This window comes from Sphingomonas sp. (assembly GCF_965200105.1).
Taxonomy (GTDB): Bacteria; Pseudomonadota; Alphaproteobacteria; order Sphingomonadales; family Sphingomonadaceae; genus Solisphingomonas.
The window spans coordinates 179,914-204,585 of the sequence record NZ_CBDATN010000002.1 but is presented as its reverse complement, the minus strand read 5'-3'; the positions used below and the strand labels follow the sequence as shown (position 1 = coordinate 204,585).

The 24,672-nt window shown below is 71.1% G+C and carries 28 protein-coding genes; 18 read left to right on the top strand and 10 right to left on the bottom strand.

What is annotated here, in order from left to right:
• Nucleotides 1-13: 13 nt before the first annotated feature.
• The 16 genes from ACOFKX_RS02110 (at nt 14) to ACOFKX_RS02035 (ending at nt 13,888) form a co-directional block, all read left to right on the top strand.
• Complete coding sequence (locus tag ACOFKX_RS02110) at nt 14-676, top strand: cytochrome c3 family protein (RefSeq protein ID WP_419825448.1); 663 nt, start codon at nt 14-16, stop codon at nt 674-676.
• Nucleotides 664-2,034, top strand: a complete 1,371-nt coding sequence (locus ACOFKX_RS02105) for a hypothetical protein (RefSeq protein ID WP_419825447.1) — start codon at nt 664-666, stop codon at nt 2,032-2,034. The genes ACOFKX_RS02110 and ACOFKX_RS02105 overlap by 13 nt, the downstream gene beginning before the upstream one ends.
• Nucleotides 2,015-3,403 carry a 4Fe-4S dicluster domain-containing protein gene (locus ACOFKX_RS02100; protein WP_419825446.1) on the top strand — a complete coding sequence of 463 codons (1,389 nt, stop codon included), beginning with the start codon at nt 2,015-2,017 and terminating at the stop codon, nt 3,401-3,403. Before ACOFKX_RS02105 ends, ACOFKX_RS02100 begins: the two co-directional genes overlap by 20 nt.
• Nucleotides 3,400-4,743, top strand: coding sequence for an NrfD/PsrC family molybdoenzyme membrane anchor subunit (nrfD, locus tag ACOFKX_RS02095; RefSeq protein ID WP_419825445.1), 1,344 nt, complete (start codon nt 3,400-3,402; stop codon nt 4,741-4,743). The genes ACOFKX_RS02100 and nrfD overlap by 4 nt, the downstream gene beginning before the upstream one ends.
• 5 nt (nt 4,744-4,748) lie before the next feature.
• Nucleotides 4,749-5,252, top strand: coding sequence for a quinol:electron acceptor oxidoreductase subunit ActD (locus tag ACOFKX_RS02090; protein ID WP_419827316.1), 504 nt, complete (start codon nt 4,749-4,751; stop codon nt 5,250-5,252).
• Nucleotides 5,249-5,734, top strand: a complete 486-nt coding sequence (locus ACOFKX_RS02085) for a c-type cytochrome (RefSeq protein WP_419825444.1) — start codon at nt 5,249-5,251, stop codon at nt 5,732-5,734. The genes ACOFKX_RS02090 and ACOFKX_RS02085 overlap by 4 nt, the downstream gene beginning before the upstream one ends.
• On the top strand, nt 5,731-6,660 hold the full coding sequence (locus ACOFKX_RS02080; RefSeq protein ID WP_419825443.1) for a hypothetical protein: 930 nt from the start codon (nt 5,731-5,733) through the stop codon (nt 6,658-6,660). Before ACOFKX_RS02085 ends, ACOFKX_RS02080 begins: the two co-directional genes overlap by 4 nt.
• Entirely contained in the window at nt 6,653-6,931 is a 279-nt protein-coding gene (locus ACOFKX_RS02075; protein ID WP_419825442.1) for a hypothetical protein, read from the top strand. The genes ACOFKX_RS02080 and ACOFKX_RS02075 overlap by 8 nt, the downstream gene beginning before the upstream one ends.
• Nucleotides 6,928-7,710 (top strand): hypothetical protein, encoded by a 783-nt coding sequence (locus tag ACOFKX_RS02070; RefSeq protein ID WP_419825441.1) that lies wholly within the window; start codon nt 6,928-6,930, stop codon nt 7,708-7,710. The genes ACOFKX_RS02075 and ACOFKX_RS02070 overlap by 4 nt, the downstream gene beginning before the upstream one ends.
• Nucleotides 7,704-8,633: a cytochrome c oxidase subunit II gene (gene coxB, locus ACOFKX_RS02065; RefSeq protein ID WP_419825440.1), complete on the top strand. Its 930-nt coding sequence runs from the start codon at nt 7,704-7,706 to the stop codon at nt 8,631-8,633. Before ACOFKX_RS02070 ends, coxB begins: the two co-directional genes overlap by 7 nt.
• Nucleotides 8,630-10,297 (top strand): cytochrome c oxidase subunit I, encoded by a 1,668-nt coding sequence (locus ACOFKX_RS02060; protein ID WP_419825439.1) that lies wholly within the window; start codon nt 8,630-8,632, stop codon nt 10,295-10,297. The genes coxB and ACOFKX_RS02060 overlap by 4 nt, the downstream gene beginning before the upstream one ends.
• Nucleotides 10,294-10,938 (top strand): cytochrome c oxidase subunit 3, encoded by a 645-nt coding sequence (locus ACOFKX_RS02055; protein ID WP_419825438.1) that lies wholly within the window; start codon nt 10,294-10,296, stop codon nt 10,936-10,938. The genes ACOFKX_RS02060 and ACOFKX_RS02055 overlap by 4 nt, the downstream gene beginning before the upstream one ends.
• The gene (locus ACOFKX_RS02050; RefSeq protein ID WP_419825437.1) at nt 10,935-11,192 is read left to right on the top strand and encodes a hypothetical protein; all 258 of its coding nucleotides are present in this window, start codon (nt 10,935-10,937) and stop codon (nt 11,190-11,192) included. Before ACOFKX_RS02055 ends, ACOFKX_RS02050 begins: the two co-directional genes overlap by 4 nt.
• Before the next feature lie 84 nt (nt 11,193-11,276).
• Entirely contained in the window at nt 11,277-11,867 is a 591-nt protein-coding gene (locus ACOFKX_RS02045) for an SRPBCC family protein (RefSeq protein WP_419825436.1), read from the top strand.
• A gap of 34 nt (nt 11,868-11,901) precedes the next feature.
• The gene (locus ACOFKX_RS02040) at nt 11,902-13,092 is read left to right on the top strand and encodes a zinc-dependent alcohol dehydrogenase (RefSeq protein WP_419825435.1); all 1,191 of its coding nucleotides are present in this window, start codon (nt 11,902-11,904) and stop codon (nt 13,090-13,092) included.
• Nucleotides 13,093-13,105: 13 nt separating this feature from the next.
• Nucleotides 13,106-13,888: an SDR family NAD(P)-dependent oxidoreductase gene (locus ACOFKX_RS02035; protein ID WP_419825434.1), complete on the top strand. Its 783-nt coding sequence runs from the start codon at nt 13,106-13,108 to the stop codon at nt 13,886-13,888.
• A gap of 204 nt (nt 13,889-14,092) precedes the next feature.
• Here the strand turns inward: ACOFKX_RS02035 and ACOFKX_RS02030 are convergent, their stop codons facing one another.
• The 6 genes from ACOFKX_RS02030 to ACOFKX_RS02005 form a co-directional block, all read right to left on the bottom strand.
• The gene (locus ACOFKX_RS02030) at nt 14,093-14,332 is read right to left on the bottom strand and encodes a hypothetical protein (protein ID WP_419825433.1); all 240 of its coding nucleotides are present in this window, start codon (nt 14,330-14,332) and stop codon (nt 14,093-14,095) included.
• Nucleotides 14,329-17,682, bottom strand: coding sequence for a glycosyltransferase (locus tag ACOFKX_RS02025; protein WP_419825432.1), 3,354 nt, complete (start codon nt 17,680-17,682; stop codon nt 14,329-14,331). The genes ACOFKX_RS02030 and ACOFKX_RS02025 overlap by 4 nt, the downstream gene beginning before the upstream one ends.
• Nucleotides 17,683-17,878: 196 nt before the next feature.
• On the bottom strand, nt 17,879-18,367 hold the full coding sequence (locus ACOFKX_RS02020) for an SH3 domain-containing protein (RefSeq protein ID WP_419825431.1): 489 nt from the start codon (nt 18,365-18,367) through the stop codon (nt 17,879-17,881).
• A 158-nt stretch (nt 18,368-18,525) separates the two neighbouring features.
• On the bottom strand, nt 18,526-19,422 hold the full coding sequence (locus ACOFKX_RS02015) for a hypothetical protein (protein ID WP_419825430.1): 897 nt from the start codon (nt 19,420-19,422) through the stop codon (nt 18,526-18,528).
• 120 nt (nt 19,423-19,542) lie between these two features.
• The gene (locus tag ACOFKX_RS02010; RefSeq protein ID WP_419825429.1) at nt 19,543-19,692 is read right to left on the bottom strand and encodes a hypothetical protein; all 150 of its coding nucleotides are present in this window, start codon (nt 19,690-19,692) and stop codon (nt 19,543-19,545) included.
• Nucleotides 19,689-20,153, bottom strand: a complete 465-nt coding sequence (locus ACOFKX_RS02005) for a YbaK/EbsC family protein (RefSeq protein WP_419825428.1) — start codon at nt 20,151-20,153, stop codon at nt 19,689-19,691. Before ACOFKX_RS02005 ends, ACOFKX_RS02010 begins: the two co-directional genes overlap by 4 nt.
• A 108-nt stretch (nt 20,154-20,261) precedes the next feature.
• Between ACOFKX_RS02005 and ndk the strand changes: the two genes are divergently transcribed.
• Nucleotides 20,262-20,684: a nucleoside-diphosphate kinase gene (gene ndk / locus ACOFKX_RS02000; RefSeq protein WP_419825427.1), complete on the top strand. Its 423-nt coding sequence runs from the start codon at nt 20,262-20,264 to the stop codon at nt 20,682-20,684.
• A 19-nt stretch (nt 20,685-20,703) separates the two neighbouring features.
• Here the strand turns inward: ndk and ACOFKX_RS01995 are convergent, their stop codons facing one another.
• From ACOFKX_RS01995 to purM, 4 genes are read right to left on the bottom strand one after another with little or no spacing between them, the layout of a single operon-like run.
• Nucleotides 20,704-21,306 (bottom strand): hypothetical protein, encoded by a 603-nt coding sequence (locus ACOFKX_RS01995; RefSeq protein ID WP_419825426.1) that lies wholly within the window; start codon nt 21,304-21,306, stop codon nt 20,704-20,706.
• Nucleotides 21,303-21,680, bottom strand: a complete 378-nt coding sequence (locus ACOFKX_RS01990; protein ID WP_419825425.1) for an MmcQ/YjbR family DNA-binding protein — start codon at nt 21,678-21,680, stop codon at nt 21,303-21,305. The genes ACOFKX_RS01995 and ACOFKX_RS01990 overlap by 4 nt, the downstream gene beginning before the upstream one ends.
• Entirely contained in the window at nt 21,677-22,243 is a 567-nt protein-coding gene (purN, locus tag ACOFKX_RS01985) for a phosphoribosylglycinamide formyltransferase (protein ID WP_419825424.1), read from the bottom strand. Before purN ends, ACOFKX_RS01990 begins: the two co-directional genes overlap by 4 nt.
• Entirely contained in the window at nt 22,236-23,327 is a 1,092-nt protein-coding gene (gene purM / locus ACOFKX_RS01980; RefSeq protein WP_419825423.1) for a phosphoribosylformylglycinamidine cyclo-ligase, read from the bottom strand. Before purM ends, purN begins: the two co-directional genes overlap by 8 nt.
• A 60-nt stretch (nt 23,328-23,387) precedes the next feature.
• Here purM and ACOFKX_RS01975 point away from each other — a divergent pair, with 60 nt between their 5' ends.
• Nucleotides 23,388-24,671, top strand: coding sequence for a heavy-metal-associated domain-containing protein (locus ACOFKX_RS01975; protein ID WP_419825422.1), 1,284 nt, complete (start codon nt 23,388-23,390; stop codon nt 24,669-24,671).
• Nucleotide 24,672 lies beyond the last annotated feature (1 nt).

The following is a 24,672-nucleotide window of genomic DNA, read 5'->3' as shown; positions in this document are numbered from 1 at the left end:
GGGCTGAGGCGAGGTGGCGCAGCTCTTCCGTCCGGGCGCCAACACGCTGGCGCGGCTCGCGCTGCTGGCGATCCCCGGCGCACCTGCGGCGGCGCTGCTGCTGATGGGGGCGACGGTGCGCTCGGGCTACGTCACGGGCGAGGGGCGCGTTCCCAACCAGCCGGTGCCGTTCAGCCACCAGCATCATGTCGGCGAGCTGGGGCTCGACTGCCGCTACTGCCACACCAGCGTCGAGACGGCGGCGTGGCCGGGTATGCCGCCGACGCACACCTGCATGACCTGTCACTCGCAGCTCTATACCAAGGAGGACATGCTCGCCCCCGTCCGCCAGAGCTATGCGACCGGGCGGCCGATCCAGTGGAAGCAGATCACGGCGTTGCCCGATTATGTCTATTTCGATCACCACGTCCACGTGAACAACGGCGTGCCCTGCGCCGCCTGCCACGGCAACGTCGCGTCCATGCCGCTGATGCGCCAGGCCAAGCCGCTGACGATGGGCTGGTGCCTGGAGTGCCACCGCGATCCCGCCGCGCGTGTCGCGCCGCGCGACCGCGTCTACGATCCCGAGCCCTACACGCCTGCCAAATCCGCTGCCGATGCGCCGGAGCTGGAGCGCGTGCGCGCGCACGTCGCCAGTGTGAAGGGCCTCACCGAATGCTCGACATGCCACCGCTGAGGGCAACGCTGGACAGGCGCGACGCGCTGCGGCTGATCGCGGCGGGGGCCGTGGCGTCGCTCGCCTCGTGCCAGCGGCCCAAGGAGCGGCTGGTGCCGCAGGCGAACCAGCCTGATGGCGAGGTGCCGGGCAACGTCCGGCTCTACTCCACCGCGATCACGCTGTCGGGCTATGCGCGCGGCGTGACCGGGCGCGTGGTCGACGGGCGGCCGATCAAGCTGGAGGGGCTGGCGACGCACCCGGCGAGCCTCGGCGCCACCGACGTCTTCGCCGAGCAGGCGATCCTCGACCTCTACGATCCCCAGCGGCTGCGCGCGCCCGTCGGCCCGGACGGCCTTGGCGACCTCGACGCGCTACGCCTCGCGCTCGACCGGCGGCTGGATCGCAGCGACGGGCGCGGGCTGCGGCTGCTGACGGAACGCGTCACCTCGCCGACCTTCCTCGCGCGCGTCGCCGAGCTGAAGCGGCGCTTCCCCGCGATGCGCCACGTCCGCTACGAGGCGATCGACGACGACCGCGCGCTGGCGGGTAGCGCGCTCGCCCACGGCCGGCGGCTGGCGATGCGGCCGCGCCTCGCCGACGTGGACGTGATCGTGGCGCTCGATGCCGATCCGCTGGGTCCGGGGCCCGAGCAGGTGGCGCTGGCGCGCGCCTGGTCCGAGGGCAGGCGGGCACGCGATCGCCGCACGATGCTGTTCGTGCTCGAACCCTCGATGACCGCGACGGGCGTGATGGCGGACCGCCGCGCCGCGCTGCACCCGGCGATGATCGGTGACGCGCTCCGCGTGCTGGCGGGCGGCCTCGGTGCCGAGGCGGGCGACGCGCGGCTGCCGGCGTCCGCCGCCGCGCTGCTGCGCACGGCGTCGGCGCGGCTGAAGCGGGCGCAGGGCCGCGCCGTGCTGCTCGTCGGGCGCGATCAGCCGGCCGAGGTTCACGCGCTCGCCGCCTGGGTGAACGCGCGCCTCGCCGCGCCCGTCGACTGGATCGCGCCCGTCGATCCCGATCCGACACCGCATGGCGAGGCCATCGCGGGCCTGATGACCGAGATGACGTCGGGCGCGGTGGATACGCTGATGGTGATGGGCGGCAACCCGGCCTACCACGTGCCCGGCTTCGCCGGCGCGCTCGCCCGCGTGCCGCTGTCGATCTCCTGCGGCACGCTCGCCGACGAGACGAGCGCGCGCTGCCGCTGGACGCTGCCGGTGAGCCACGAGCTGGAAAGCGTGGCACGACGCGCTCGCGGCCGACGGTACCGCGTCGGTCGCGCAGCCGCTGGTCCGTCCGCTCTACGGCACGCGTTCGCGCACCGGGCTGCTCGACCTACTTGCGGCGCCGCCTGTGCCGCTGTCGGACCATGACCGCGTCCGTCGCACCTGGGCGGCGCGCGGCGCGGGCGCGTGGACGCAGGCGCTGGTGGACGGCGTCGTGCCCGGCGGCGGCGCGACGCCGGAGCCCGTCGGCAAGCCGCGCCTCGTGCTGCCCAGGCCGATCGCCCACGGCCCCGCGCTGGTGCTGACGACACCACCCTCCGCCGCCTTGTGGGACGGGCGGCAAGCGGCCAACGCCTGGGCGCAGGAGACGCCCGATCCGCTCACCAAGGAGGTGTGGGGGCCGGCGCTGCGCCTCTCCGCCGAGGACGCGCGCCGCCTTGATCTCGCCGACGGCGACGCGGTGACGGTGGCCGGCGCAGGCGCGGTGGCGGCGCGAATCGTGGCGGGGCAGGCGCCCGGCGTCGCGACGCTGCCGATGGGCGGCGGCCGGCGCGACAGCGGCCCTGTGGCGGACGGCATCGGCCTCAGCGTGCCCGCCGCGCAGGGCGCCGCCGGCTGGCGCGAGGTGGTGCTGACGCCGGGCGGCGAGGCGCGCCGGCCGCTCTCGACGCAGGGCTTCTTCGCGCTCGACGGCGATACCGCCAAGCTGTTCCCGGTGGTCGCCCCCGGCGCGGCGACCCGCAAGCCCGACCCGCACCCGACGCTGCTGCCGCCGCCGCCTGAGCGGCTGACGCGCGACTATCAGTGGGCGATGGTGATCGACACCGACGTGTGCATCGGCTGCAACGCCTGCGTCGTTGCCTGCCAGGCGGAGAACAACGTGCCGGTGATCGGCCCCGCCGAGATCGGCCACCATCGCGACATGCACTGGCTGCGCGTCGACCGCTACGATCGCGGCGACGCCGCCGATCCTCGGCCCGGCTTCCAGCCCGTGCCGTGCATGCAATGCGAGGAGGCACCGTGCGAGCCGGTGTGCCCGGTCGAGGCCTCGGTGCACGACGATCAGGGGCTGAACGTGCAGGTGTACAACCGCTGCATCGGCACGCGCACCTGCCAGGCCAACTGCCCCTACAAGGTCCGCCGCTTCAACTTCCGCGACAACACCAGGCCCGCCGTCTACGAGGAGGTGGACAGCGCCTCGCTCGCCGCGCAGCGCAACCCGGACGTGACGGTGCGCGCGCGGGGCGTGATGGAGAAATGCACCTACTGCGTGCAGCGGATCGAGGCGGCGCGGCACGACGCCGATGCCTTCCACCGCCCGATCGGCGAGGTGACCACCGCCTGCCAGGCGGCGTGCCCCACCAACGCGATCGTCTTCGGCGATCTCAAGCGCCCCGGCTCGGCGGTGAACGCCGGGCGCGCCGATCCGCGCCATTATGCGCTCCTGGAGGAGCTCGGCACGCGGCCGCGCACCACCTATCTCGCGCGCGTCCGCGACGACGGGGGCGCGGCGTGAGCGACGCGCAACGCTGGGTGCTGCCCTCCGTCCGCACGATGGGCGAGCTGACCGACCTCGTCTGCGCGCCGCTGATCGACCGCCGTGTCGGCAAAGAGTGGTGGATCGCCGCTGGGCTGGCGCTCGCCGGCACGATCGTCGGCGCGATCGCGATCGGCTACTCGCTGCTTCGGGGCGTAGGCTCGTGGGGCAACAACACTATGGTGGTGTGGGGTTTCCCGATCGCCAACTACGTCTGGTGGATCGGCATCGGCAACGCCGGCACGCTGATCTCCTCGCTGCTGCTGCTCACCCGGCAGAAATGGCGCGCGTCGATCAACCGCTTCGCCGAGGCGATGACGCTGTTCGCGGTGTCGATGGCGGGCATCTTCCCGATCATCCATCTCGGCCGCTTCATGTATTTCTACTGGCTGGCGCCTTATCCCTCGACGATGGGGACGTGGCCGCAGTGGCGATCCGCGCTCGTTTGGGATTTTTGGGCGATCGTCTCCTACCTGCTGTTCTCGATCCTGTTCTTCTACGTCGGGTTGCTGCCCGATCTCGCAACCTTGCGAGACCGCCCGGGTAGCGAGGCCCGCCGGCGGATCTACGGCGCCTTCGCGCTCGGCTGGCAGGGCAGCGCCCGACAGTGGGCGGCGCACGGCACCACGCACCGGATGATGGCGGCGATCGCCGTGCCGTTGGTGTGTTCGGTGCACTCGATCGTCGGCCTCGATTTTGCCGCCTCGCTGATGCCGGGCTGGGCGGAGAGCATCTTCCCGCCCTATTTCGTCGTCGGCGCGCTGTTCTCGGGGTTCGCGGTGGTGGTGCTGCTCGCCGCCGTGATCCGCCGCGCCTTCGGCTTCCAGGCGATCATCCGGCCCGCGCACTTCGACGTGATGGCCAAGGTGATCCTCGCCGCCTCGATCGTGATGACGATATCCTACGCCACCGAATGGTATCAGGCGTGGTGGTCGGGCGAGGCGGCGGAGACGCGCGCCGTCGCGTTCGAGTTCACCGGGCCCTATGCGTGGCTCTACTGGCTGATGCTGCTCGGCAACTGCATCGCGCCGCAGCTCCTCTGGTCGCCTCGGGCACGCGCCTCGCTGCCGGTGTTGTGCGCCGTCTCGGTGGGAATCCTGGTCGGCATGTGGCTGGAGCGCATCCTCATCATCCTCGTCACGCTTTCCAGAGGCTATCAGGTCTCGTCCTGGTGGATCTACGCGCCGACGATCGTGGATTTCCTCATCCTGTTCGGCACGCTGTGCGCCTTCTGCCTGCTGATGCTGCTGTTCGCGCGCATCGTGCCGTTGGTCTCCATCCACGAGACGCGCGAGCTGGTCGCGGAGGCCGCCAAGTGACCGCGATGGCGCTCGCCAGCTTCGCCGACGAAGCGGCCTACCGCGCCGGAGTGGCGCGCGCGGGCGAGGAAGGACGACGCATCATCGGCTTGTGGACGCCCTACCCGGTGGAGATGGCGGCGACCCCTGGCCGGCACGGCATCATCGCCATGGCCGCGACGATCGGGCTCGTCTCCGCCGCCTTGTTCGTGGCGCTGGAATGGTGGACGGCGGCGGTGCGCTACCGCTTCGATGCGGGCGGACGGCCGTTCGCGGACTGGGTGTCCTTCCTCGTCGCGCCCGTCGAGGCCGGCGCGCTCGCCGCCGGCATCGCGGCGGTCGTCATGCTGATCGTCCGTGCGCGACTGACGCGGCTGCACCACCCGGCCTTCGCGTTGGAGGAGGTGGAGCGCGCCCAGCGCGACCGCTTCGTGATCGCGCTCACCTGCGACGAGGGGGAGGATGCGAACGCCGCCATTGCGCTGCTCACGCGGGCGGGCGCGGTTCACAGCCGGCTTGTGTCGCGATGAGGCGCGCAATCGTCCTGCTTCCGCTGACGCTCGCCGCGTGCGACCTGTCGATGAAGCAGCAGGCCAAGCACGAGGCGCAGTCGGCGGCGACCTACTGGCCGGGCGGCGCCCCCGTCTCCGCGCCGCCCGAAGGCACGATCGCGCGCGACGCACCGGCGCGCGCGATCGCCGCCGTCACGCGGCCGGCGCTCACCCCCGCGCTGCTGGAGCGCGGACGCCAACGTTACAATGTCGATTGCGCGATGTGCCACGGTCCCGGCGGGGCGGGCGACGGATCGATCGTGCGGCGCGGCTTCCCAGCGCCCGCGCCGTTCCAGTCGCCCGGCCAGCGCGTGCTTCCGCCCGAGCATGTCGTCGAGGTGATCGCCCATGGCTGGGGCACGATGTACGGCCATGCCGACCGCGTGGAGCCCGCCGACCGTTGGGCGATCGCCGCCTATGTCCAGGCGCTGGGCCGGGTTGCGCCGGGGGCGGCCGGGTGAGGCGTGGCGTCCCCGTCCTGGTGCTGCTCGCCGGCGTAGCGCTGGCGATCGCCGTGCTGCTCGCGGCGCCGCGCGCGGCGGCGGTGGGTTGGCTCGCCGGCTTCGTGATCGCGGGCGCGGTTCCGTTGGGCGCGACCGCGTGGCTGCTGATCGCGCGGCTCACCGGGGGCGAGTGGGCGGCGCCTCTGCTGCCGCTCGCCCGCGTGACGCCTTGGCTGCTCGTCGCCGGGCTGCCGCTCGCGGTCGCGAGCCTCGCGCTGGCGCCCCCGCCGCACCTGCGCGTCTATCTCTCGCCGCCGCTGCTGATCGCGCGCGACCATGCGGCGGTGGCGTTGCTGGCGTGGGCCGGGCGGCGGGTGGAGCGGCTGTCCGTCACCGCCGCGGCGCTGCTGCTCGTCACCTACGCGCTCATAGTCACCATGCTCGGCTGCGACTGGCTGCTGGTGGTGGAGCCGGGCCATTCCGCGACCGTCGCGGGGATGCTGCTCGCCGTGGTGCAGCTCCTCGGCGGCCTCGGCGCGGCGCTGCTGCTCGGCACCGGCGCGCACGCCGCGCGCGCGGACCTTGCCAAGCTGCTCGTCGCGTGCGCGCTGGCGCTCGTCTACATGCTCTACGTCGACTGGCTGATCGTCTGGTACGGCAACCTGCCCGAGCATGTCGGCTGGTATGTCGACCGGCTGCGCGGCGGCTGGATCGTAGTGCCCTTCGTCGGCGCGTCGGCGCTGCCGGCCACGATCTGGGCGGCGGCCACCGATCGGTTGCGGCTGGCGGGCGGGATCGCGCTCGCGGGGATGGCGATCGGCATGGGCTGGTGGATCGGCGCGCCGGACGGGTGGCCGATGGCGGTCGGGGCAGTGGGCGGCGCGGCGGCGGCGACGGGGCTGATGACGTTCGGCCGGCGGCGCGAGGCGGTGCGGCGTGGCTGACGATCCCTACGAGCCCTGGCGCCTCCCGTGGCGGCGCGCGGCGATCGTCGCGGTAGTCGGCGCGGCGGCGTTCGCGGGGGTGATGATCGCATCGAGCCGCGTCTACGTGGCGACGCTGCGACCGCAGGTGCAGGTCCGCCGCGAAGACTTCCCGCTGCCCCGGCTGGAGACCGGTCACGCCGTCACCGGCCCGCGCCGGCCCGCCGATCCCGGTGCCGTCGAGCGCGCGATGGCGGACGAGGCGCGGGCCGGCTGGGGAGGGGCGCGATGAGGCGCGCCGCGCTTCTCTGCGCGCTCGCGCTCGCCGCGCCCGCGCGCGCCGGACTGACCGAGGCGGAGCTTGCCGACGTCTCGGCCACGCCGCCGCCGTTTGGCACGCGGCTTCCCGATCTCGGTTTCACCGACCAGGACGGCAGACGCATTCGCTGGCAAGCGGTGTCGGGCGGCAGGCCCTTGGTGTTGCTGTTCGCCGATTATCGATGCCGGCACCTGTGCGGGCCGGGGCTGACGCTGACCGCCGGCGCGCTCCACGACGCCGGGCTGGTGCCGCGCCGCGACTACCGCCTCGCGACGATCGGGCTCGATCCGCGCGAGGGCCCCGCAGATGCACGCGCGATGCGCGACACGCGGCTGAAGGCCTTGCCGGCGGAGGCGCAGGGCGCGCTGCTGCTCACCGGAGACGCGCGGGCGATCGCTGCCGCCACGGACGCGCTGGGCTACCGCTACGCCTACGACGCCGCCTCCGGGCAGTACGCGCACGATGCCGTCGCCTACGTCTTCCGCGCCGATGGCGGGCTCTCCGCCACGCTGCCCGAGACGGGCACGCCCGCGCCGGTGATGCGCGCCGCGGTGGAGGCGGCGGCGCGTGGCGCCTCGTCGCCGGCCGGCTTCGCGGCGCGCGTCGCGACATTGTGCTTCGGCCTCGGCGCCGTCCACGGCCGCTACGGTACCGCGATCGTCGCCACGCTCCGCGCGGGCGCGCTGGCGATGATCCTCGGTGTCGGCTTCCTGTTCCTGGTCGCGCGGCGCAGGAGGGCGGCGGCGTGTTGAGTGAGGCCTCCTCCGTCGCGCCGCACATCGACACGCTGTTCTTCCTTCTGTGCGCAATATCGGTGGCGACGATGGCGCTGGTGGGCGGGCTGATCCTCGCCTTTTGCATCCGCTACCGCCGCGGCACCAACGCGCCGCGCGGACCGGTGCCCGAGCCGCTGAGCCGCGAGGTCGAGATCGGCTGGACGGTGGCGACGCTGTTCCTGTTCGTCTTCGTGTTCTGGTTCGCCACCTCCGCGCAGATCCCGCAGTTCGAGGTGCCCGATCGCGCGATGGAGATCCACGTTCAGGCCAAGCAGTGGATGTGGAAGGCGCAGCATCCAGACGGCACGCGCGAGATCGATCGGCTGACCGTGCCGGTGAACGTGCCCGTCCGCCTCGTGATGACGTCGGAGGACGTGATCCACAGCTTCTACGTCCCCGACTTCCGCGTGAAGCAGGACGTGCTGCCCGGCCGCTACACCCAGCTCTGGTTCGAGGCGAAGGAGCCCGGACGCTACCACCTGTTCTGCGCCGAGTTCTGCGGCACCCAGCATTCGCGCATGGGCGGCTGGGTGGACGTGCTGCCGCAGCCCGCCTTCGCGCGCTGGCTTCGCGAGCGGCCGCCACACTCCTCGCTGGTCAACGAAGGCCGCGCGGTGTGGGCGGCGTCGGGTTGCGCGAGCTGCCACGAGCCCGGCTCGCGCGTTCCGGCGCCGTCGCTCGGCGGGCTGTTCGGATCGCGGGTGACGCTCGCCGACGGCGGCGAGACGACGGCAGACGAGGATTATCTACGCACCTCGATCGTCGAGCCGCAGGCCCAGATCGTCAACGGATACCCCAACATTATGCCGAGCTATGAGGGACGCCTGAGCGAAGAGCAGATCGTGGCGCTGATCGCCTACATCCGCGCGCTGCCCGGCCGCGAGGGTCACGCGAAATGACCAAGGCCGGCCTGCTGCGCCGCGAGGAGGGCGTCCACAACTATCTCACGGAGGGCACGACCGTCCGCTCGTGGCTGGCATCCACCGATCACAAGCGCATCGCGATCCTCTACGCCGCGTCGATCACCCTGTTCTTCTTCGTGGGCGGCGCGGCCGCCACCATCATGCGCGCCGAGCTGATCCATCCGGCGGGCGACTTCCTGTCGGACGAGAGCTACAACCGGCTGTTCACGCTGCACGGCATCATCATGGTGTGGTTCTTCCTGGTGCCGTCGATCCCGACGACGCTGGGCAATTTCCTGCTGCCGCTGATGATCGGCGCGGACGAGCTCGCCTTCCCCAAGCTCAACCTCTTCTCCTGGTACCTATTCGTCGTCGCCGGCGTGCTGGCGCTGCTCGCGATCGTGGCGGGCGGGGTGGACACGGGGTGGACCTTCTACACCCCGCTTTCCACCATGTACGCCAACGGCAACGTGCTGCTGGCCGCCGCTGCCGTGTTCGTCTCCGGCTTCTCGACCATCTCGACCGGCATCAACTTCATCGCCACCGTCCACCTGATGCGCGCGCGCGGCATGACGTGGTTCCGCCTGCCGCTGTTCGTGTGGGCGATGTACGCCGTCAGCCTCGTCATGGTGCTGTCCACGCCGGTGCTGGCGATGGCGCTGACGCTCATCTTCGTGGAGCGCGCCTTCGGGCTGCCGATCTTCAACCCGCTGTACGGCGGCGATCCGATCCTGTTCGAGCATCTGTTCTGGTTCTACAGCCATCCCGCCGTCTACATAATGGTCATCCCCGCCTTCGGCGTGGTGTCCGAGATCATCGCGTGCGAGGCGCGGCGGCGCGTGTTCGGATATCAGTTCATGGTGTTCGCGATGCTGGCGATCGCGATCATCGGCTTCACGGTGTGGGGCCACCACATGTTCGTCTCGGGCGAGAGCCCGTTCGCGAGCCTGGTCTTCTCGTTCCTGAGCTTCATCGTCGCGGTGCCGTCCGCCATCAAGGTGTTCAACTGGACGGGCACGCTGTACCGCGGCCAGATCCGCTTCACCGCGCCGATGCTCTACGCGCTGGGCTTCGTGGGGCTGTTCACGCTGGGCGGGCTCACCGGGCTGTTCCTCGCCGCCATCCCGATCGACGTCCACGTCACCGACACCTACTTCGTCGTGGCGCACTTTCATTATATCATGGTCGGCGGCGCGGTATCGGCCTTCTTCGGGGGGCTGCACTTCTGGTGGCCAAAGATCACCGGGCGTCTCTACAGCGAGGAGTTCGCGCGCTTCGCCGCCATCCTGATGTTCTTCGGGTTCAACTTCACCTTCTTCCCGCAGTTCGTCATGGGTTATATGGGAATGCCGCGTCGCTATCACGTCTATCCGCCCGAGTTTCAGCCCTATCACGTCATGTCTTCCACGGGCGCGGCGGTGCTGGCGGCGGCCTATGTCATGCCGCTCTTCTATCTCGGCTGGTCGCTGATCGCGGGCGAGCGCGCGCCCGACAATCCGCACGAGGCGACGGGGCTGGAGTGGCAGACATCCTCGCCGCCGCCCAAGGAGAATTTCCTGGAGCCCGTCGTCGTCGCCAACGATCCCTACGGCTATCATCCCTGGTCCGCTCCGCTCGACGAGGCCGATCAGGAGGCCCACGCCCCGCAGGAGCCGGCATGAGCGAGGCCGTCGCCCACGCGCCGCCGGCCGAGATCCACAAGCCGTGGCACACGGCCGAGCGGCAGCGCGCCGCGATGCAGTTCGGCTTCTGGATCTTTCTCGCCACCGAGATGCTGTTCTTCGGCGGGCTGTTCCTGTTCTACGCGACGCTGCGCGTGCTCGATACCGTCGGGCTCGCGGCGGGCAGCCACGAGGCTGACCTCACCTTCGGCACCGCTAACACCGTGATCCTGACGACGAGCAGCGTCGCCATCGTGATCGCCGAGCGCGCGCTGAAGGCCGGATGGACGCGCTGGGCGCGCTGGTGCCTCGCCGCCACGCTGGCGCTCGCCGTCGCGTTCCTCGTGGTCAAAGGCTTCGAGTATGCCAAGGATTTGCACGAGCATCTCTGGCCCGGCCCCGGCTTCAAGCTGCCGGAACCCGGCGCGCGGCGCTTCTGGTCCTTCTACTGGACGGCCACCGGCATCCACGCGATCCACATCATCATCGGCATCGGTCTCGTCGCGCGGCTGCTGTGGCTCGATCGCGCCGGTCTGCTCAGCCGGCGTTGGATGGGGGTGGAGGTGACGACGCTCTACTGGCACTTCGTCGAACTCGTGTGGCTCACCCTCTATCCACTGATCTACCTGGCGGGCCGGTGAGGGGCGAAGTCCTTTGGCGGCCGCTCGCCGGCTGGGCGGTGCTGATCGCGCTGATCGTGGCGAGCGCGGTGATCGGTTCGCACGGCGGCCGGGCGATCCCGATCCTGATCGCCGGCGCGCAGGTGGCGATCGTGGCGCTCGCCTTCATGCAGTTGCTGCGTGCCGAGGGGCTGGTGCGGCTGGCGGCGCTTGCCGGGATCGTATGGGCAAGCTTCCTCTTCCTGCTCACCTTCGCGGACCTGCTGACGCGCTGAGCGGAAAAATGTATCGCTCCGTCGCGGCTTAGGCACCGGGGCCGGCGACGCGCGTTAACCCACGCGACATCACAGGAGAGCGAGATGAGCGACACGCTCGACGCCACGCGCGGCGACGACGGACCCGCGACCGCGTCCAAATCCTCGGCAGGGATTGAACAGGAACGCGCCGCGACGCCGGATGCGAAGGGCAGCCAGTTCGCCGGCGGCACGGTGACGATCAACAAGCCACGCGCCGAACTCTACAGCTATTTTCGCGACTTCTCGAACCTCGCGACGTTCATGGAGAATGTCGAGCGGATCGACGTGCGCGACAAGGCGCGCTCGCACTGGGTGGTCAAGGCGCCCGCCGGCCAGACGGTGGAGTGGGACGCGCGCGTCACCGAGGAGCGCGAAGGCGAGATGATCGCCTGGATATCGGAGGAGGGGGCGGACGTCGCCAACTCCGGCCGTGTCGAGTTCAAGGACGCAGGCGCGCGCGGCACCGTCGTCACCGCCACCATCCTCTACGATCCGCCCGCCGGCGTGATCGGGAAGCTGGTCGCCAAGCTCTTCCAGCGTGAGCCCGCCATCCAGGCGCGCCGCGACCTGCGTCGCTTCAAGCAGCTCATGGAAACCGGCGAGATCGCCACCGCGCGGATGAATGCCGCGCAGGTCGAGGAATATGGCCGCTGATGCGGGCCGAAACGTATATTGAAGGAACACGCTGATGCGCGCACTGGCCTGGCACGGCAAGCATGACGTCCGCATGGACACCGTCGACGATCCCGAGATCGTCAATCCCCGCGATTGCATCATCAAGGTGACGTCCACCGCGATCTGCGGATCGGATCTCCACCTCTACGACGGCTTCATCCCCACGATGCAGGCCGGCGACGTGCTCGGCCACGAGTTCATGGGCGAAGTGGTCGAAGTCGGCGCCAAGTCCACGCTCAAGAAGGGTCAGCGCGTCGTGGTGCCGTTCACCATCGCGTGCGGCTCCTGCTACCATTGCGGCAAGCATCAGTATTCGGCGTGCGATAACGGACTGCCCGCTGACAATCAGGACATCGCGCAGCAGCTCTACGGCCAGCCGATGTCCGGCCTGTTCGGCTACAGCCACATGACCGGCGGCTATGCCGGCGGCCAGGCGGAATATGTGCGCGTGCCGTTCAGCGACGTCGGCCCGATCGTCATCCCCGACGGGATCGACGACGACAAGGTGCTGTTCCTCTCCGACATCTTGCCCACCGGCTGGCAGGCGGCGGAATATGCCCAGATCGAGCCGGGCGACACGATCGCGGTGTGGGGCGCGGGGCCGGTCGGCCTGTTCGCGGTGCAGTCCGCCTTCCTGATGGGCGCCGAGCGCGTGATCTGCATCGATCACTTCCCGCACCGGCTGGAGCTCGCCGCCAAGTTCGGTGCGGAGACCATCAACTTCGAGGAGACCGCGGTCTACGAGGCGCTGATGGCGATGACGGGCGGGATCGGCCCGGATGCGTGCATCGACTCTGTCGGACTGGAGGCGCACGGCTTCTTCGTCGACAATGTGCTCGATCAGATCAAGGCGTCGACCTTCCTCGGCACCGATCGAGCCCACGCCAACCGCCAAGCGGTGCTCGCCTGCCGCAAGGGCGGCCGCATCTCGATGCCGGCGGTGTATGGCGGCTTCGTCGACAAGTGGCCGCTCGGCGCCTTCATGGAGAAGGGGCTGACGCTCAAGACCGGGCAGACCCACGTCCAGCACTACCTGCCCGGGCTGCTGCAGGCGATCGTCGAGGAGAAGATCGACACGACCTTCCTCATCTCGCACCGCCTTCCGCTGGAGCAGGCGCCGCAGGGCTACAAGATGTTCCACGACAACCAGAACGAGGTCACCAAGGTCGTGCTGAAGCCCGGCATGGCGATGGCGGCCGAGTAAGGAGACCAAGCATATGGCCGATAAGTTCGCGATCGTCACCGGCGCCTCCACGGGCATCGGCTTCGAGCTCGCCCACGTCGCAGCCGACGCAGGCTACGACCTGCTGATCGTCGCCGACGAGCCGCTGATCGACAGCGCCGCCGCCGACATCAAGGGCAAGGGCGTGGACGTGAAGTCCATCGAGGCGGACCTCTCCACCATCGACGGCGTCGACAAGCTGCTCGCCGCGGCCGGCGGGCGCAGGATCGACGTGCTGTGCGCCAACGCCGGCACCGGCGGGGGCAACGGCTTCCTCGATCAGGACGTTGCGCTCTGGCGACACATCATCGACACCAACATCACCGGCACGCTCTACCTTCTCCAGAAGGTCGTGAAGGACATGGTGGCGCGTGGGCAGGGCAAGGTGCTCGTCACCGGCTCGATCGCTGGCTTCATGCCGGGATCGTTCCACGCCGTCTACAACGGCACCAAGGCGTTCATCGACAGCTTCACGGAGGCCTTGAACAACGAGATCAAGGACGTGAAGGGCGTCACCGTCACCAACCTCATGCCCGGTGCGACGGACACCGAGTTCTTCGATCGTGCGGGCATGCAGGACACCAATGTCGGCCGGTCCGACAAGAAGGACGATCCTGCCAAGGTCGCAAAGGATGGCTGGGACGCGATGATCGCGGGCAAGAGCAGCATCGTGTCGGGCTGGCACAACAAGCTCCAGGCCGCCGCCGCGCACATCCTTCCCGCCGGCGTGACCGCCGCGCTCCACCGAAACATGGCGGAACCCGGCAAGGGCGAGTGAGCCTGTGCGTCTGCTCCTGCCGTCGCGCCTCCCGAAGGGACCGCGATCGGCAGGAGCCTGCCACGAAGGCGGGCGCCGACTACGCGTGCGCGGCTCCCGGCATCTCGCCATAGGCTGCAGCCGAGGTAAAATCACAGCTACTGCCTCAGTGCGACGTCCCCGGCAGACCATCCGCGTTGGAACGCCGGGGCGCCCGGTTGCGACTCAACGCATCGGCGCCTGCTGGATGGGTAGTCCCCTGGAAACCGCGGGTACCACGCCGGGATTGACGCTCGCGCCGTGCTCCGAGGCCGCGATCGTCGCGGCGGACTGGGCGCCCGCCTGCGCGTGCGCGCCGACCTCGGCGGCGGTCGCTTGCCGGCAGGCCGCGAGGAGGATGAAGGCGAGGAGCGGGACGCGACGCATACTCGTCCAGCGGCCCGGCGGCGCGATCGTTCCCGTCACGCGGCCACGTCGACGCGGCCGGTGCGCTGGAGCTTGCCCCAGCCCACCCACGGCCCCGATAACGCGGCGCCGATCGCGCGCAGCACCACCGAATACATGAGCTGGCGGTAGACGAAGCGCTGCGCCAGCAGCAGCAGCGCGGGATAGTGCATGCGGCGCGGCTCCAGCCGGTAGGCGATCCAGCCGCAGGCGACGTCGATGGCGGAGAAGGCCAGCCAGTAGACGCCCATCGTCAAGACGTCGGACTGCGTCTGCGCCCAGCCATGCTGGTGCACGCGCACGATGGTGGACACGATGCTGATCGCCAGCGCGAGATCGATGATCGGCGAGATCGCCGCGAACATGATCTGGAACAGCCACGCCTGCGGCAGGCCGACATAGGCGAGGCCGGCGGGCCGCCCCGCGCGGAAGATGCCGCGATGCTTCCACAGGCATTGCAGCGTGCCGAACGCCCAGCGAAAGCGCTGGCGGCCGAGCGCGCGAAACGTCTCGGGCGCCTCCGTCCATGCCACCGCGTCGACGTCGTAGGCGACCTGCCAGCCGGCGCGCTGGATCGCGATGGTGAGATCCTGATCCTCCGCTAGCGTATCGACCGGATAGCCGCCCACCGCGTCCAGCGCCGCTCGCCGCCACGCGCCGACCGCGCCGGGCACCACGGTGATCGCCTCGAAACGGGTGAGCGCGCGGCGTTCAAGGTTCTGCGCCGTCACATACTCCACCGCCTGCCAGCGGGTAACGAGATTGACGCGGTTGCCGACCTTGGCGTTGCCCGCCACCGCGCCCACCGCCGGATCGGCGAACCAGCGCGCCAGCCGCGCGATCGTCGTCGCCTCGAACTGGGTGTCGGCGTCGAGCGCGACGATCACGTCGCCCGACGCCAGCGCCAGCCCGCGGTTGAGCGCCACCGCCTTGCCGCCGTTGAGCAGGGTCAGCACGCGCACGCGAGGATCGCCGGGGAAGGCGGCGTGCACCACGTCCGATGTTCCGTCCGACGAGCCGTCGTCGATGACGATCACCTCGATGCGCACGTCCTCGGAGCCGAGCACGCGGCGTACCGATTCCGCAATTACCTTGGCCTCGTTGAAGGCGGGGATCAGCACCGATACGAAGCGCGCCGGATCGATCGCCGGCACAGGCTCGCGTCGCGCTTCCAATCGCGCGCGGATCGCCAGCACCGCCATCAGCACCGCGCGCGCGATGCCGAGCGTGATCGCGACGAAGAAGATCCACTTGAGCAGGCCGAGCAGACCGGCCAGGAACAGGAACATGCCGACGTCGGCGCGAACCGCGATCAGATCCTTGCCGGTGATCTGCGGCATCACCTGCGCGGGCGTGAGATCGATCAGGCGCGATACGGTGACGAAGCGATAGCCCTTCGCCCTCAGCGTCTCGATCAGCGCCGGCAGCGCGGCCAGCGTCTGCTCGCGATCGCCGCCACCGTCGTGGAGCAGGATGACGTTGCCCGAGCGATCGTCGTTGCCGGCCAGTACGCCCGCGACGCCGTTGCTCACGATCGCGGACACGCCAGGCCGCTGCCAGTCCTGCGTGTCGACGTGCAGGCCGACGTTTAGATAGCCGTCCTGCTGCGCGCGGAGCGCGGGCACCAACTCGTCGTCGGTGGTGGGCTCGGCGTCGCCGAAATAGGGCAGGCGGAGCAGGCGGGTGCCGCGCCCGGTATAGGCCTCGATCAGCCGCTGCGTGGCGTTGAGCTCGAACCTGGTGCCGCGCTCGCTCGACAGCGCCATGTTGGGGTGAGTGTAGCTATGATTGCCGATCTCGGAGCCTTCCGCGATGATGCGGTTGAGCAGGCCGGGATGGCTGACGGCGTTCTCGCCAATGACGAAGAAGGTGGCGGGCACGCCCTCCCGCTTGAGCAGGTCGAGGATGCGCGGCGTCCAGTGGCCATCGGGCCCGTCGTCGAAGGTGAGCGCGACGAGCCCCGGCCGATCGCCGACGCGGGTGACGACGTAGGGAGTGGGGAGCGACACGAACGCCTCGCCCCGGATCATCCCGCGCGCGTCGATGACGACGTTGCGCCGCCCTGTCGTCGGCGTGTCCGTGATGCGGAGCAGCTCGCCATTTCCCTCGACGTCGACGTCGCCCACCGACCGAAGGGTCGAGAGATCGGGGACATGGTGGCTCTCGAACGCCTTGAGCGCATCCCAAACGCCGGGGTCCTCCGATCCCAGCCGCCACAGCGCGACGCCCGACGCGCCGGACGCGTCGACCGCGCGGAGCTGGTTCCAGCCGCTCGCCGCGTCCGTCAGCCAGACGGTGTGAGGCAGGCCGTCGTCGCCGACATAATCGAACATCGTGTTGCCGCTCACCGTATCGAAGCGCGGCGCGACGCCGCTGTCGTGGGCCGCGAGCCACGCCTCCTCGACCGAGACGGCAGCGCCGGTCTTGCCCTTCGGCCAGTCATAGCCGTAGCCGGCGATCGCAACGATCGCCTTCTTGGGGCCGATCTGGCGCACCGCCTCGCGCATGCGATCGACGAACCAGCCCTGGCTCGCGATCGGTCCCGGCTGGCCCTCGGGATAATGCTCGTCATAGTCCATGACGAACAGCCTGTCGGCGCTGCGCGCGTAGGCCCGCAGGTTCCAATCGTCGTCGCCAACGGGCACGGCTAGCGTGACGAGCAGCCCGCGCGGGGCGTAGCGGGCGTGCGCCTCGGCGATGAAGTGCTGATAGTCGCGTTGCGAGGCGGTGGGCAGCTCCTCGAAATCGAAGGCGACGCCGCCCGCGCCATAGGCCTTGAGCGTCGGCTCTAGCCCGTCGAGCAGCTTGGCGCGCGCCCTGGGATCGCGCAGCAGCGCGGCGATGCCCGCACCGTCCCACGCGCCGCCGCTGGCGTTCTGCACCATCGGCATGAGCAGCGGGCGGTGCGTGGCGTTGCGCAGTACGGCACCGAGCACGCGATCGGTGGCGATCGTCAGCCTGTGATCCGGCCCCGTCACCGATCCCAGCGCCGGCACCAGCCAGTCGAGCTGCCCGACGTGGCGGACGAGCGACGCCTTGGAGGCATCGTCCCAAGGCGCGTAGAAGCCAACCACCGTCTGCCGCACCTTCGCGGCGGCGGCGGAGCCGTGCGGCGACCAGGCGCCGAGCGCGAAGGCGACGCCCTTGACGCGGTTCTTGATGACGCGGCCGACATGGGCGAGTTCGGCCGGCAACGGACGCGGCTGAGGATGCTCGACAGGCAGCGCGAGCGGCGTCGGCACCGGCACGTCGACGATGGTGAGCGCGAACACCGCCGCCGCGGCGACAAGCGCGAGCAGCATGGCGGCGACGGTGCCGAGCGACCAGCGCTTCCGCCGCCCACTGGGATCGTAGAAGACAGGTGCGTCCATCGCCTCAGACTATCTTGTACGGACGCGAAAACGGCGCTCGGCCGGGAGTGGATAGCCGAGCGCCGTTCCGTCATGCGTCGGCGTGACAGGGTCCAGACCCGCCGACAGGAGCGGTCCTAGCGTAACCGGCGCCGCCACCCCGTGGCGACGGCATGACCGATCCGTAACGTCAGCGAGCGGAAAGGCTGCAGGCACGTCAATCCACGGCTTCGCCCGGGTCGACGCCCCACAGCCGGCCCAGTTCGACGAACCCGCCCCGGCCTGCCACGTCCAGCCGGCACCAGCCTTCGCCGCATTTAGAAAGGCGGCCAATCACTCCGGCGGCGGCGTGGAAGGCGACGTGCGAGCCGGCGTTGGGCGTGTCGCGCAGCTCCGCCCCGCCGGGGCGGACGATGGCGGTGCGCGTGGCGGTGAGCAGCGTCGCCATCATCCAGCCCTCGCCGCCGTCAGGATCGCGCAGCTTGCGCCAGCCGGGATAGGTCTGGATCACGCGCACCGGCAGGCCGGCGCGGCGATACAGCCAGCTTGCGGGATAGTTGCGACCGGGCCCGGTCCGCATCCTTGCCTCGCCCGCGGACAGCGATGCCCAGTAGGGCACCGGGCGCAGCGTCTGCGTGGACGCGGCACTTGCCGCCATTCCCGTCGCGATCGTCGCCAGCACCGCTGCGATCCAGCCTCTCGTCATTGACAACTCCCTCTCGCGCGCCGCTCTAGGGGAGGGGCGGGCGCGGCATCAAGCATGAGCGAGGCTCTTCGGAGGCTCGTGCTACCGGCGCGGTGCCGCCGCAGGCCGATCGGGTGACCATGGAACCCACGGCGAAGCGCGCGTCGCGCCAGCGCTCCTCATCGAGCACGCGCGCGAGGACGTCGACCGCGCGTGCCACGTCGGCGAAGCGGAGCGTGAGCGGCGTGGGTCCCGAAGCGCGCGACGGCGGGAACGCGGAAGTCCCCGATCACGCCGTCCGCGATCGCCGCCTGCACGATCTCTTGCGCGTGATCGTGGGCGAAGCTGATGTGGCTGCCGCGCCGATCCGGCTCGCGCGGCGTGACGAGGCGCAGCGCGGGGCAGCGGGCGGCGGCGCGATCGGCGAACAGATCGAACAGCGCGCGCGATTTCGCCCACACCTGCGCCAGGTCCACACCGTCGAAGGTCCGCACGCCTTCCTCCAGCGCGAGCAGGCTCAGCATCGGCGGCGTGCCCACCTGGAAGCGTGCGACGCCGGAGGCGGGGGCATAATCGGCGCCGAACGTGAAGGGCTCGGCATGGCCGAGCCACCCCGCGATCGGCGAGGCCATGTTCGTGGAGCGGCCGCGCGACGTGGAGGAAGGCGGGCGCGCCCGGCCCGCCATTGAGATATTTGTAGCTACAGCCGACCGCCAGCTCCACGCCGTCGCGCGCGAGGTCCAGCGGCACCGCGCGACGCTATGGCTCAAGTCCCAGACGATCCGTGCGCCCCGCTCGCGCGCGTGGGCGGTGAGCGCCGCCATGTCGTGCGGCCAGCCGGAGCGGTAATGGACGTGGGCGAGCACGACGAGCGCAGTGTCGCCGTCGATCGCCGCCTCCAGCGTCTCCGCCGCGACGACGCGCAGCCGCTTGCCCGCCAGCGCCGCCGCTTCGCGCGCGACGTGCAGGTCGGTCGGGAAGTTGCCGGCTTCTGTCACGATCGTGCCGCGCTCCGGCGCCAGCGCGCAGGTGGCGACGATCAGCTTGAAGAGGTTGACCGAGGTCGAGTCCGCCACCGTCGCCTCGTCGGCGAGCGATCCGATCAGCCGCGCGATCGTGGCGCCGATCCGCGCGGGGGCGTCGATCCACCCGCCTCGCTCTAGCTCCGGATCAGCCGCTCGCCCACTCGCACGCCATCACCTCGGCGATCCGCGCGGGCGTGTCGGCGGGCAGCGGGCGAGCGAGTTGCCGTCGAGGTAGACGACGCCCTCGGGCAGCGCAAAGCGATCGCGCACTGCGGCGAGCGGATCGGCCGCGTCGGCGGCGGCGATCTCGTGCGGCGTCACGCGCGCACGCAGGCGTCGACCCAGCGCGCGCCGACGATCCCGGCGAGGCGATCGGGCGCGACGCGCACCGAGCTCGTGCGCGATCCGGCGGCGGGGTAGACGATGCCGAAGTCCCTGAGCGACAGGTCGCAGAAGACGGGGAGCGGCGTCGCGAGGCCGAACGGGCAGACGCCGCCCACCGGATGGCCGGTGAGCGCCAGCACCTCGTCCGCGCCCAGCATCCGCGGCCGCCCGCCGAACGCCGCCTTGGCCTTGGCGTTGTCGAGCCGGGCGTCGCCGCGCGTCACCAGCAGCAGCGCCTGGCCACCCGCGCGGATCGTCAGCGTCTTGGCGATGCGGCCGGGCTCGACGCCCAGCGCCAGCGCCGCGTCCGCCACGGTGGCGGTGCTGGCGTGGCCGTCGATCACCCGAAGCTCGGGTGCGCGCGCGGCGAGATCGGCGAGGACGGAGGCGTGGCTCATCTTGGGGCACGGGGGTAGCGGCGCGGGCCGGCCTTGTCACCGCGCCGGGGCGCGTCTAGTCGCCCACGCCATCCATCCACCGCCGGAACATTGGAGCTTGGCACCGTCATGGCGACCACCCGCACCTTCTCGATCATCAAGCCCGATGCCACCCGCCGCAACCTCACGGGCGCCGTCACCCGGATGCTGGAGGAGGCCGGCCTGCGCGTCGTCGCCTCCAAGCGCATCCAGATGACCAAGGAGCAGGCCGAGGGCTTCTACGCCGTCCACAAGGAGCGGCCCTTCTTCGGCGATCTCGTCAACTTCATGATCTCCGGCCCCGTCGTCGTGCAGGTGCTGGAGGGCGAGGATGCCGTCGCCGCCAACCGCAAGGTTATGGGCGCGACCAACCCGGCCAATGCCGACGTGGGCACGATCCGCAAGGCCCACGCGGAGTCGATCGAGGCCAACTCGGTCCACGGCTCGGACTCCGAGGAGAATGCGGCGACCGAGATCGCCTATTTCTTCAAGCCTGAAGAGATCGTCGGCTGATTCCGTACGGGCGCGGGGATCAGCCCCGCGCCCGCGACGCCCATAGCGTCGCCAACCGCGCGTCGGCGGCCTTGTCGTCCGCCGGCGCCTGCCCGATCAGCGACAGTCCGCGCAAGCGGACGGCGGTGCCGCGCAGGAAGCGGCCCTCCAGCGCGTAGCCGACGTCGTAGAAGGCGCGCGCCTTGGCGGGATCGCCGTTCGCCAGGTAGCTCGTCTCGATCATCACCGGCACGCGCGCGTCGCCGGGCGCGTCGTCGGACAGGTGGCGGCGCTTCCTGTCGGCCTTGAGCGCGTCGGCGAACCAGCCGGCCTCGATCCGCGCGTCGCTGGACGTCGTGACCGGCGCCACGCCGAAGCCGGGCGGCAGGCGCACCACCTGACCCTGGATCGGCTGCGTCTCGTCGACCGGCGCGAGCGCCAGCCTATCGCCCTCCGCGTCCGCCGTGGCCTTGAGGCGCAGCGGCCTGGCGTGCGTGGCCGCCACCTTCTCCTCGCGCGCGTCGCGGCGATCCTCGTAGCTGTTCCAGAAGGTGAGGCCCGAGATCACCACGGCGGCGATCGCCACCGCCTCGCCCAACGTCACCCAGCGCAGCCGCGACCGGCGCTCGCTCTCCTCGCTCATCGTCCGAACCTCTCGCGTTGCCTCGGCGTCGCCGCCATGTCCCAGCTCCGGGCGACGCGGTCCGCCACGCGCTGCCAATCGGTGTCGCCGAGATCGAGCCTCATGCCCAGCCATCCCGAGGCGGCGAGGTAGGCTGGGCGGTAGAAGAGGTCGGGTTCCGCCTCCGACAGCATGTCCTGCTCGTCCGCGTGCGCCGTCTTCACCGCTACGGCGTGGATGCCGCAGCCATGATGGTCGGCCATGTACCAGGCGAAGCCCCGCCCCTTCTCGATATGGAAGTGCGGCATGCCGTGCGACAGCTTCTCGGCGGCGAGCGGCTGGGCCATGCAGGTCGCACGTAGCCGGACGAGCGTGGCTTGCGCGTCGAAGCTCACAGCGTCTCGACCAGCGCGGCGAGCGTCGGCGGATACAGCCGATGCTCCTCGACCAGCACGCGCGCCGCGAGCGTCTCGGGCGTATCGCCGGGCAGCACCGGCACCTCGGCCTGGGCGAGCGCCGGCCCGTCGTCGAGCGCGGCGGTGACGAGGTGGACGGTGCAGCCGTGCCGCGCGTCGCCCGCCGCCAGCGCCGCCTCGTGGGTGTGCAGCCCCTTGTGGCGCGGCAGCAGCGAGGGATGGATGTTGACCATCCGCCCCGCCCAGCGATCGACGAACCACGGCGAGAGCAGCCGCATATAGCCCGCGAGCGCCACCGCGCGGACGCCGTGGGCGCGCAGTTCGTCGTCGATCAGCCGGTCGAACGCCTCGCGCGCCATCCCGCGATGGCCGCGCGCGAAGGTGGCGATGCCGGCATCGCGCGCGTGGGCAAGGCCGGGTGGCTCCTCCACGTTCGAGGCGACGAGGACGATGCGGTAGGCGTCCTGCTCCGCGTCGATCAGCGCCTTGAGGTTCGATCCGCGCCCCGAGATCAGGACGCCGACCGGCACCGGCTCACGCATCGAAGTCCGCCGCCCACGCCTCGCGCATCGCCCAGTTCTCGGGCGGGCCGGAGACGGTGCAGCCGCGCGTGCCCGGCTCGATCCGGCCGATGCGGTGAACGGTCTCGCCCGCCGCGCCCAACGCGTCGGCGACGGCGTCCGCCTCGTCGGCGGCGACCACCACCGCCATGCCGATCCCGCAGTTGAAGGTGCGCGCCATCTCGCCCGGTTCGATCCGCCCCTGCGCCTGCAGGAAGGCCATCAGCGCCGGCTGCTCCCAGGCGCCCGCGTCGACCTGCGCGCGCAGGCCCTGCGGCAGCACGCGCGGCAGGTTCTCCAGCAGGCCGCCGCCGGTGATATGCGCCAGCGCGTGGACGCGGCCGGCCTGCACCAGCGGCAGCAGGCTCTTCACGTAGATGCGCGTCGGCGTCATCAGCGCGGCGCCGAGCGTCGTGTCGTGATCGAACAGCGCCGGGCGATCGAGTTTCCAGCCGCGATCCGCCGCCAGCCGGCGCACCAGCGAATAGCCGTTGGAGTGGACGCCCGACGAGGCGAGCCCGAGGATCACGTCGCCCGCCGCCACCTTGTCCGCCGTCAGCACGCGCGCGCGCTCCACGGCGCCCACCGCGAAGCCCGCGAGATCATAGTCGCCGGCGCCGTACATGCCCGGCATCTCGGCCGTCTCGCCGCCGATCAGCGCGCAGCCGGCGATGCGGCAGCCTTCCGCAATGCCCGCCACGACGCGCTCGGCCACGCCGCCGTCCAGTGCGCCGCACGCGAAATAATCGAGGAAGAACAGCGGCTCGGCGCCCTGGACGATCAGGTCGTTGACGCACATCGCGACGAGGTCGATGCCGACGGTTTCGTGCCCGTTGCAATCGATCGCCAGACGCAGCTTGGTGCCGACGCCGTCCGTCGCCGCGACGAGTAGCGGATCGTCGTAGCCCGCCGCTTTCGGATCGAAAAACGCGCCGAACCCGCCGAGATCGGCGTCCGCCCCCGGCCGCCGCGTGGCGCGGGCGAGCGGCGCGATGGCGCGGACGAGCGCGTTTCCGGCGGCGATCGAGACGCCCGCCTTGGCGTAGGTATAGCTGTCGTCGGACATGGCGGGGCGGTAGCGACATCGCGCTTGGATTTCCACGGCCAACTCGCCAGAAGGGCGCGCGTGACGCCCTCCGGTTCCCTGCGCGCCCGCCTCCGTGCTCCCGCGCCGCGCGGCAAGGTCGCGGCGGCGATCGCCGGCGTCGCCGCGATCGCGCTGGGCACGATGTGGGCCTCGGCGCAGCTCGCGCCCGGCGAGCGCGGCGTGCCGCCGATCGACAGTTCGTCGAACTTGGAAGTGGCGGGCGTGCGCGTGGACGTCGCCGGCCGCACCGCCGAGGAGGCGCGATCGGCCGGCTGGCGCGAGGCGCAGCGGCGCGGCTGGAAGATCCTCTACGCGCGCGCCCACGGAATGGCGCCAGACGCCGTGCCGGGGCTGCCCGACGGCACGCTCGACGCCATCGTCGCCGGCATCGAGGTGGAGAACGAGCAGATCGGGCCGCACCGCTACATCGCCTCGCTCGGCATCCTGTTCGATCGCGGGCGCGCGAACCAGTATCTCGGCGGCGGCGGGCAGGCGCCGCGCTCCTCGCCGATGCTGGTGATCCCCGTGCAATATGGCGGCGGCGGGCCGCAGAGCTTCGAGGCACGCACCGACTGGCAAAAGGCATGGGCGCGTTTCCGTGCCGGCGTGAGCCCGGTCGACTATGTCCGCCCGGTCGGCACCGCGCCCGATCCGGTGCTGCTCCAGCTCGGCCAGACGCGGCGGCCGGGGCGATTGTGGTGGCGTGCGCTGCTCGATCAATATGGCGCGGCCGATATCGTGGTGCCGGAGGTGTGGATCCGCCGGCGCTGGCCGGGCGGGCCGGTGTGGGCGCGCTTCGTGGCGCGGCACGGGCCGGACGCGACGCCGCTCGGCGCCTTCGTGCTCACCGCGCCGTCTACCGAGGCGCTGCCGGCGATGCTCGACGAGGGCGTGCGCCGGCTGGACGCGCTCTACGTCGACGCACTCGGGCGTGGCGAGCTCAGCCCCGATCCGTCGCTGACGATCGAGGAGCCCGAGGCACCGCCGGACGAGGCGGCATCCGCCACCGACGCCGAGGATCCGCTCGCCGCCGCGCCGGCCGCCGAGGGCGTTACGCTCCAAGTGCAGGTCGAAACGCCCGATGCCGCCGCGCTCGATGCCGCGCAGGCGGCGCTGCGCGGCGTGCCCGGCGTCGGCCAGGCGACGCCCGCCAGCCTCGCGCTCGGCGGCACCTCGCTGCTCACCGTCGATTTCGCAGGCGAGGTTTCGGCGCTGCGCACTACGCTGGCATCGCGCGGCTGGCGACTGGAGGGGGAGGGCGGCACCGTCCGCCTGCGCCGCGCGCCGCCGGCTCCCCCGCCGCCGCCGCCGCCGGCGCCGTAGG

Excerpts from the sequence above, each read along its gene's own strand:
- purN (WP_419825424.1), bottom strand. The coding sequence starts at position 22,243 with ATGCGTGAGCCGGTGCCGGTCGGCGTCCTGATCTCGGGGCGCGGATCG.
- ACOFKX_RS02070 (WP_419825441.1), top strand. The coding sequence starts at position 6,928 with ATGAGGCGCGCCGCGCTTCTCTGCGCGCTCGCGCTCGCCGCGCCCGCG.
- purM (WP_419825423.1), bottom strand. The coding sequence starts at position 23,327 with ATGTCCGACGACAGCTATACCTACGCCAAGGCGGGCGTCTCGATCGCC.
- ACOFKX_RS02025 (WP_419825432.1), bottom strand. The coding sequence starts at position 17,682 with ATGGACGCACCTGTCTTCTACGATCCCAGTGGGCGGCGGAAGCGCTGG.
- ndk (WP_419825427.1), top strand. The coding sequence starts at position 20,262 with ATGGCGACCACCCGCACCTTCTCGATCATCAAGCCCGATGCCACCCGC.
- ACOFKX_RS02055 (WP_419825438.1), top strand. The coding sequence starts at position 10,294 with ATGAGCGAGGCCGTCGCCCACGCGCCGCCGGCCGAGATCCACAAGCCG.
- ACOFKX_RS02085 (WP_419825444.1), top strand. The coding sequence starts at position 5,249 with ATGAGGCGCGCAATCGTCCTGCTTCCGCTGACGCTCGCCGCGTGCGAC.
- ACOFKX_RS02035 (WP_419825434.1), top strand. The coding sequence starts at position 13,106 with ATGGCCGATAAGTTCGCGATCGTCACCGGCGCCTCCACGGGCATCGGC.
- ACOFKX_RS02045 (WP_419825436.1), top strand. The coding sequence starts at position 11,277 with ATGAGCGACACGCTCGACGCCACGCGCGGCGACGACGGACCCGCGACC.
- ACOFKX_RS02020 (WP_419825431.1), bottom strand. The coding sequence starts at position 18,367 with ATGACGAGAGGCTGGATCGCAGCGGTGCTGGCGACGATCGCGACGGGA.
- ACOFKX_RS02005 (WP_419825428.1), bottom strand. The coding sequence starts at position 20,153 with ATGAGCCACGCCTCCGTCCTCGCCGATCTCGCCGCGCGCGCACCCGAG.
- ACOFKX_RS02090 (WP_419827316.1), top strand. The coding sequence starts at position 4,749 with ATGGCGCTCGCCAGCTTCGCCGACGAAGCGGCCTACCGCGCCGGAGTG.
- ACOFKX_RS02105 (WP_419825447.1), top strand. The coding sequence starts at position 664 with ATGCCACCGCTGAGGGCAACGCTGGACAGGCGCGACGCGCTGCGGCTG.
- ACOFKX_RS02060 (WP_419825439.1), top strand. The coding sequence starts at position 8,630 with ATGACCAAGGCCGGCCTGCTGCGCCGCGAGGAGGGCGTCCACAACTAT.
- ACOFKX_RS01995 (WP_419825426.1), bottom strand. The coding sequence starts at position 21,306 with ATGAGCGAGGAGAGCGAGCGCCGGTCGCGGCTGCGCTGGGTGACGTTG.
- ACOFKX_RS02040 (WP_419825435.1), top strand. The coding sequence starts at position 11,902 with ATGCGCGCACTGGCCTGGCACGGCAAGCATGACGTCCGCATGGACACC.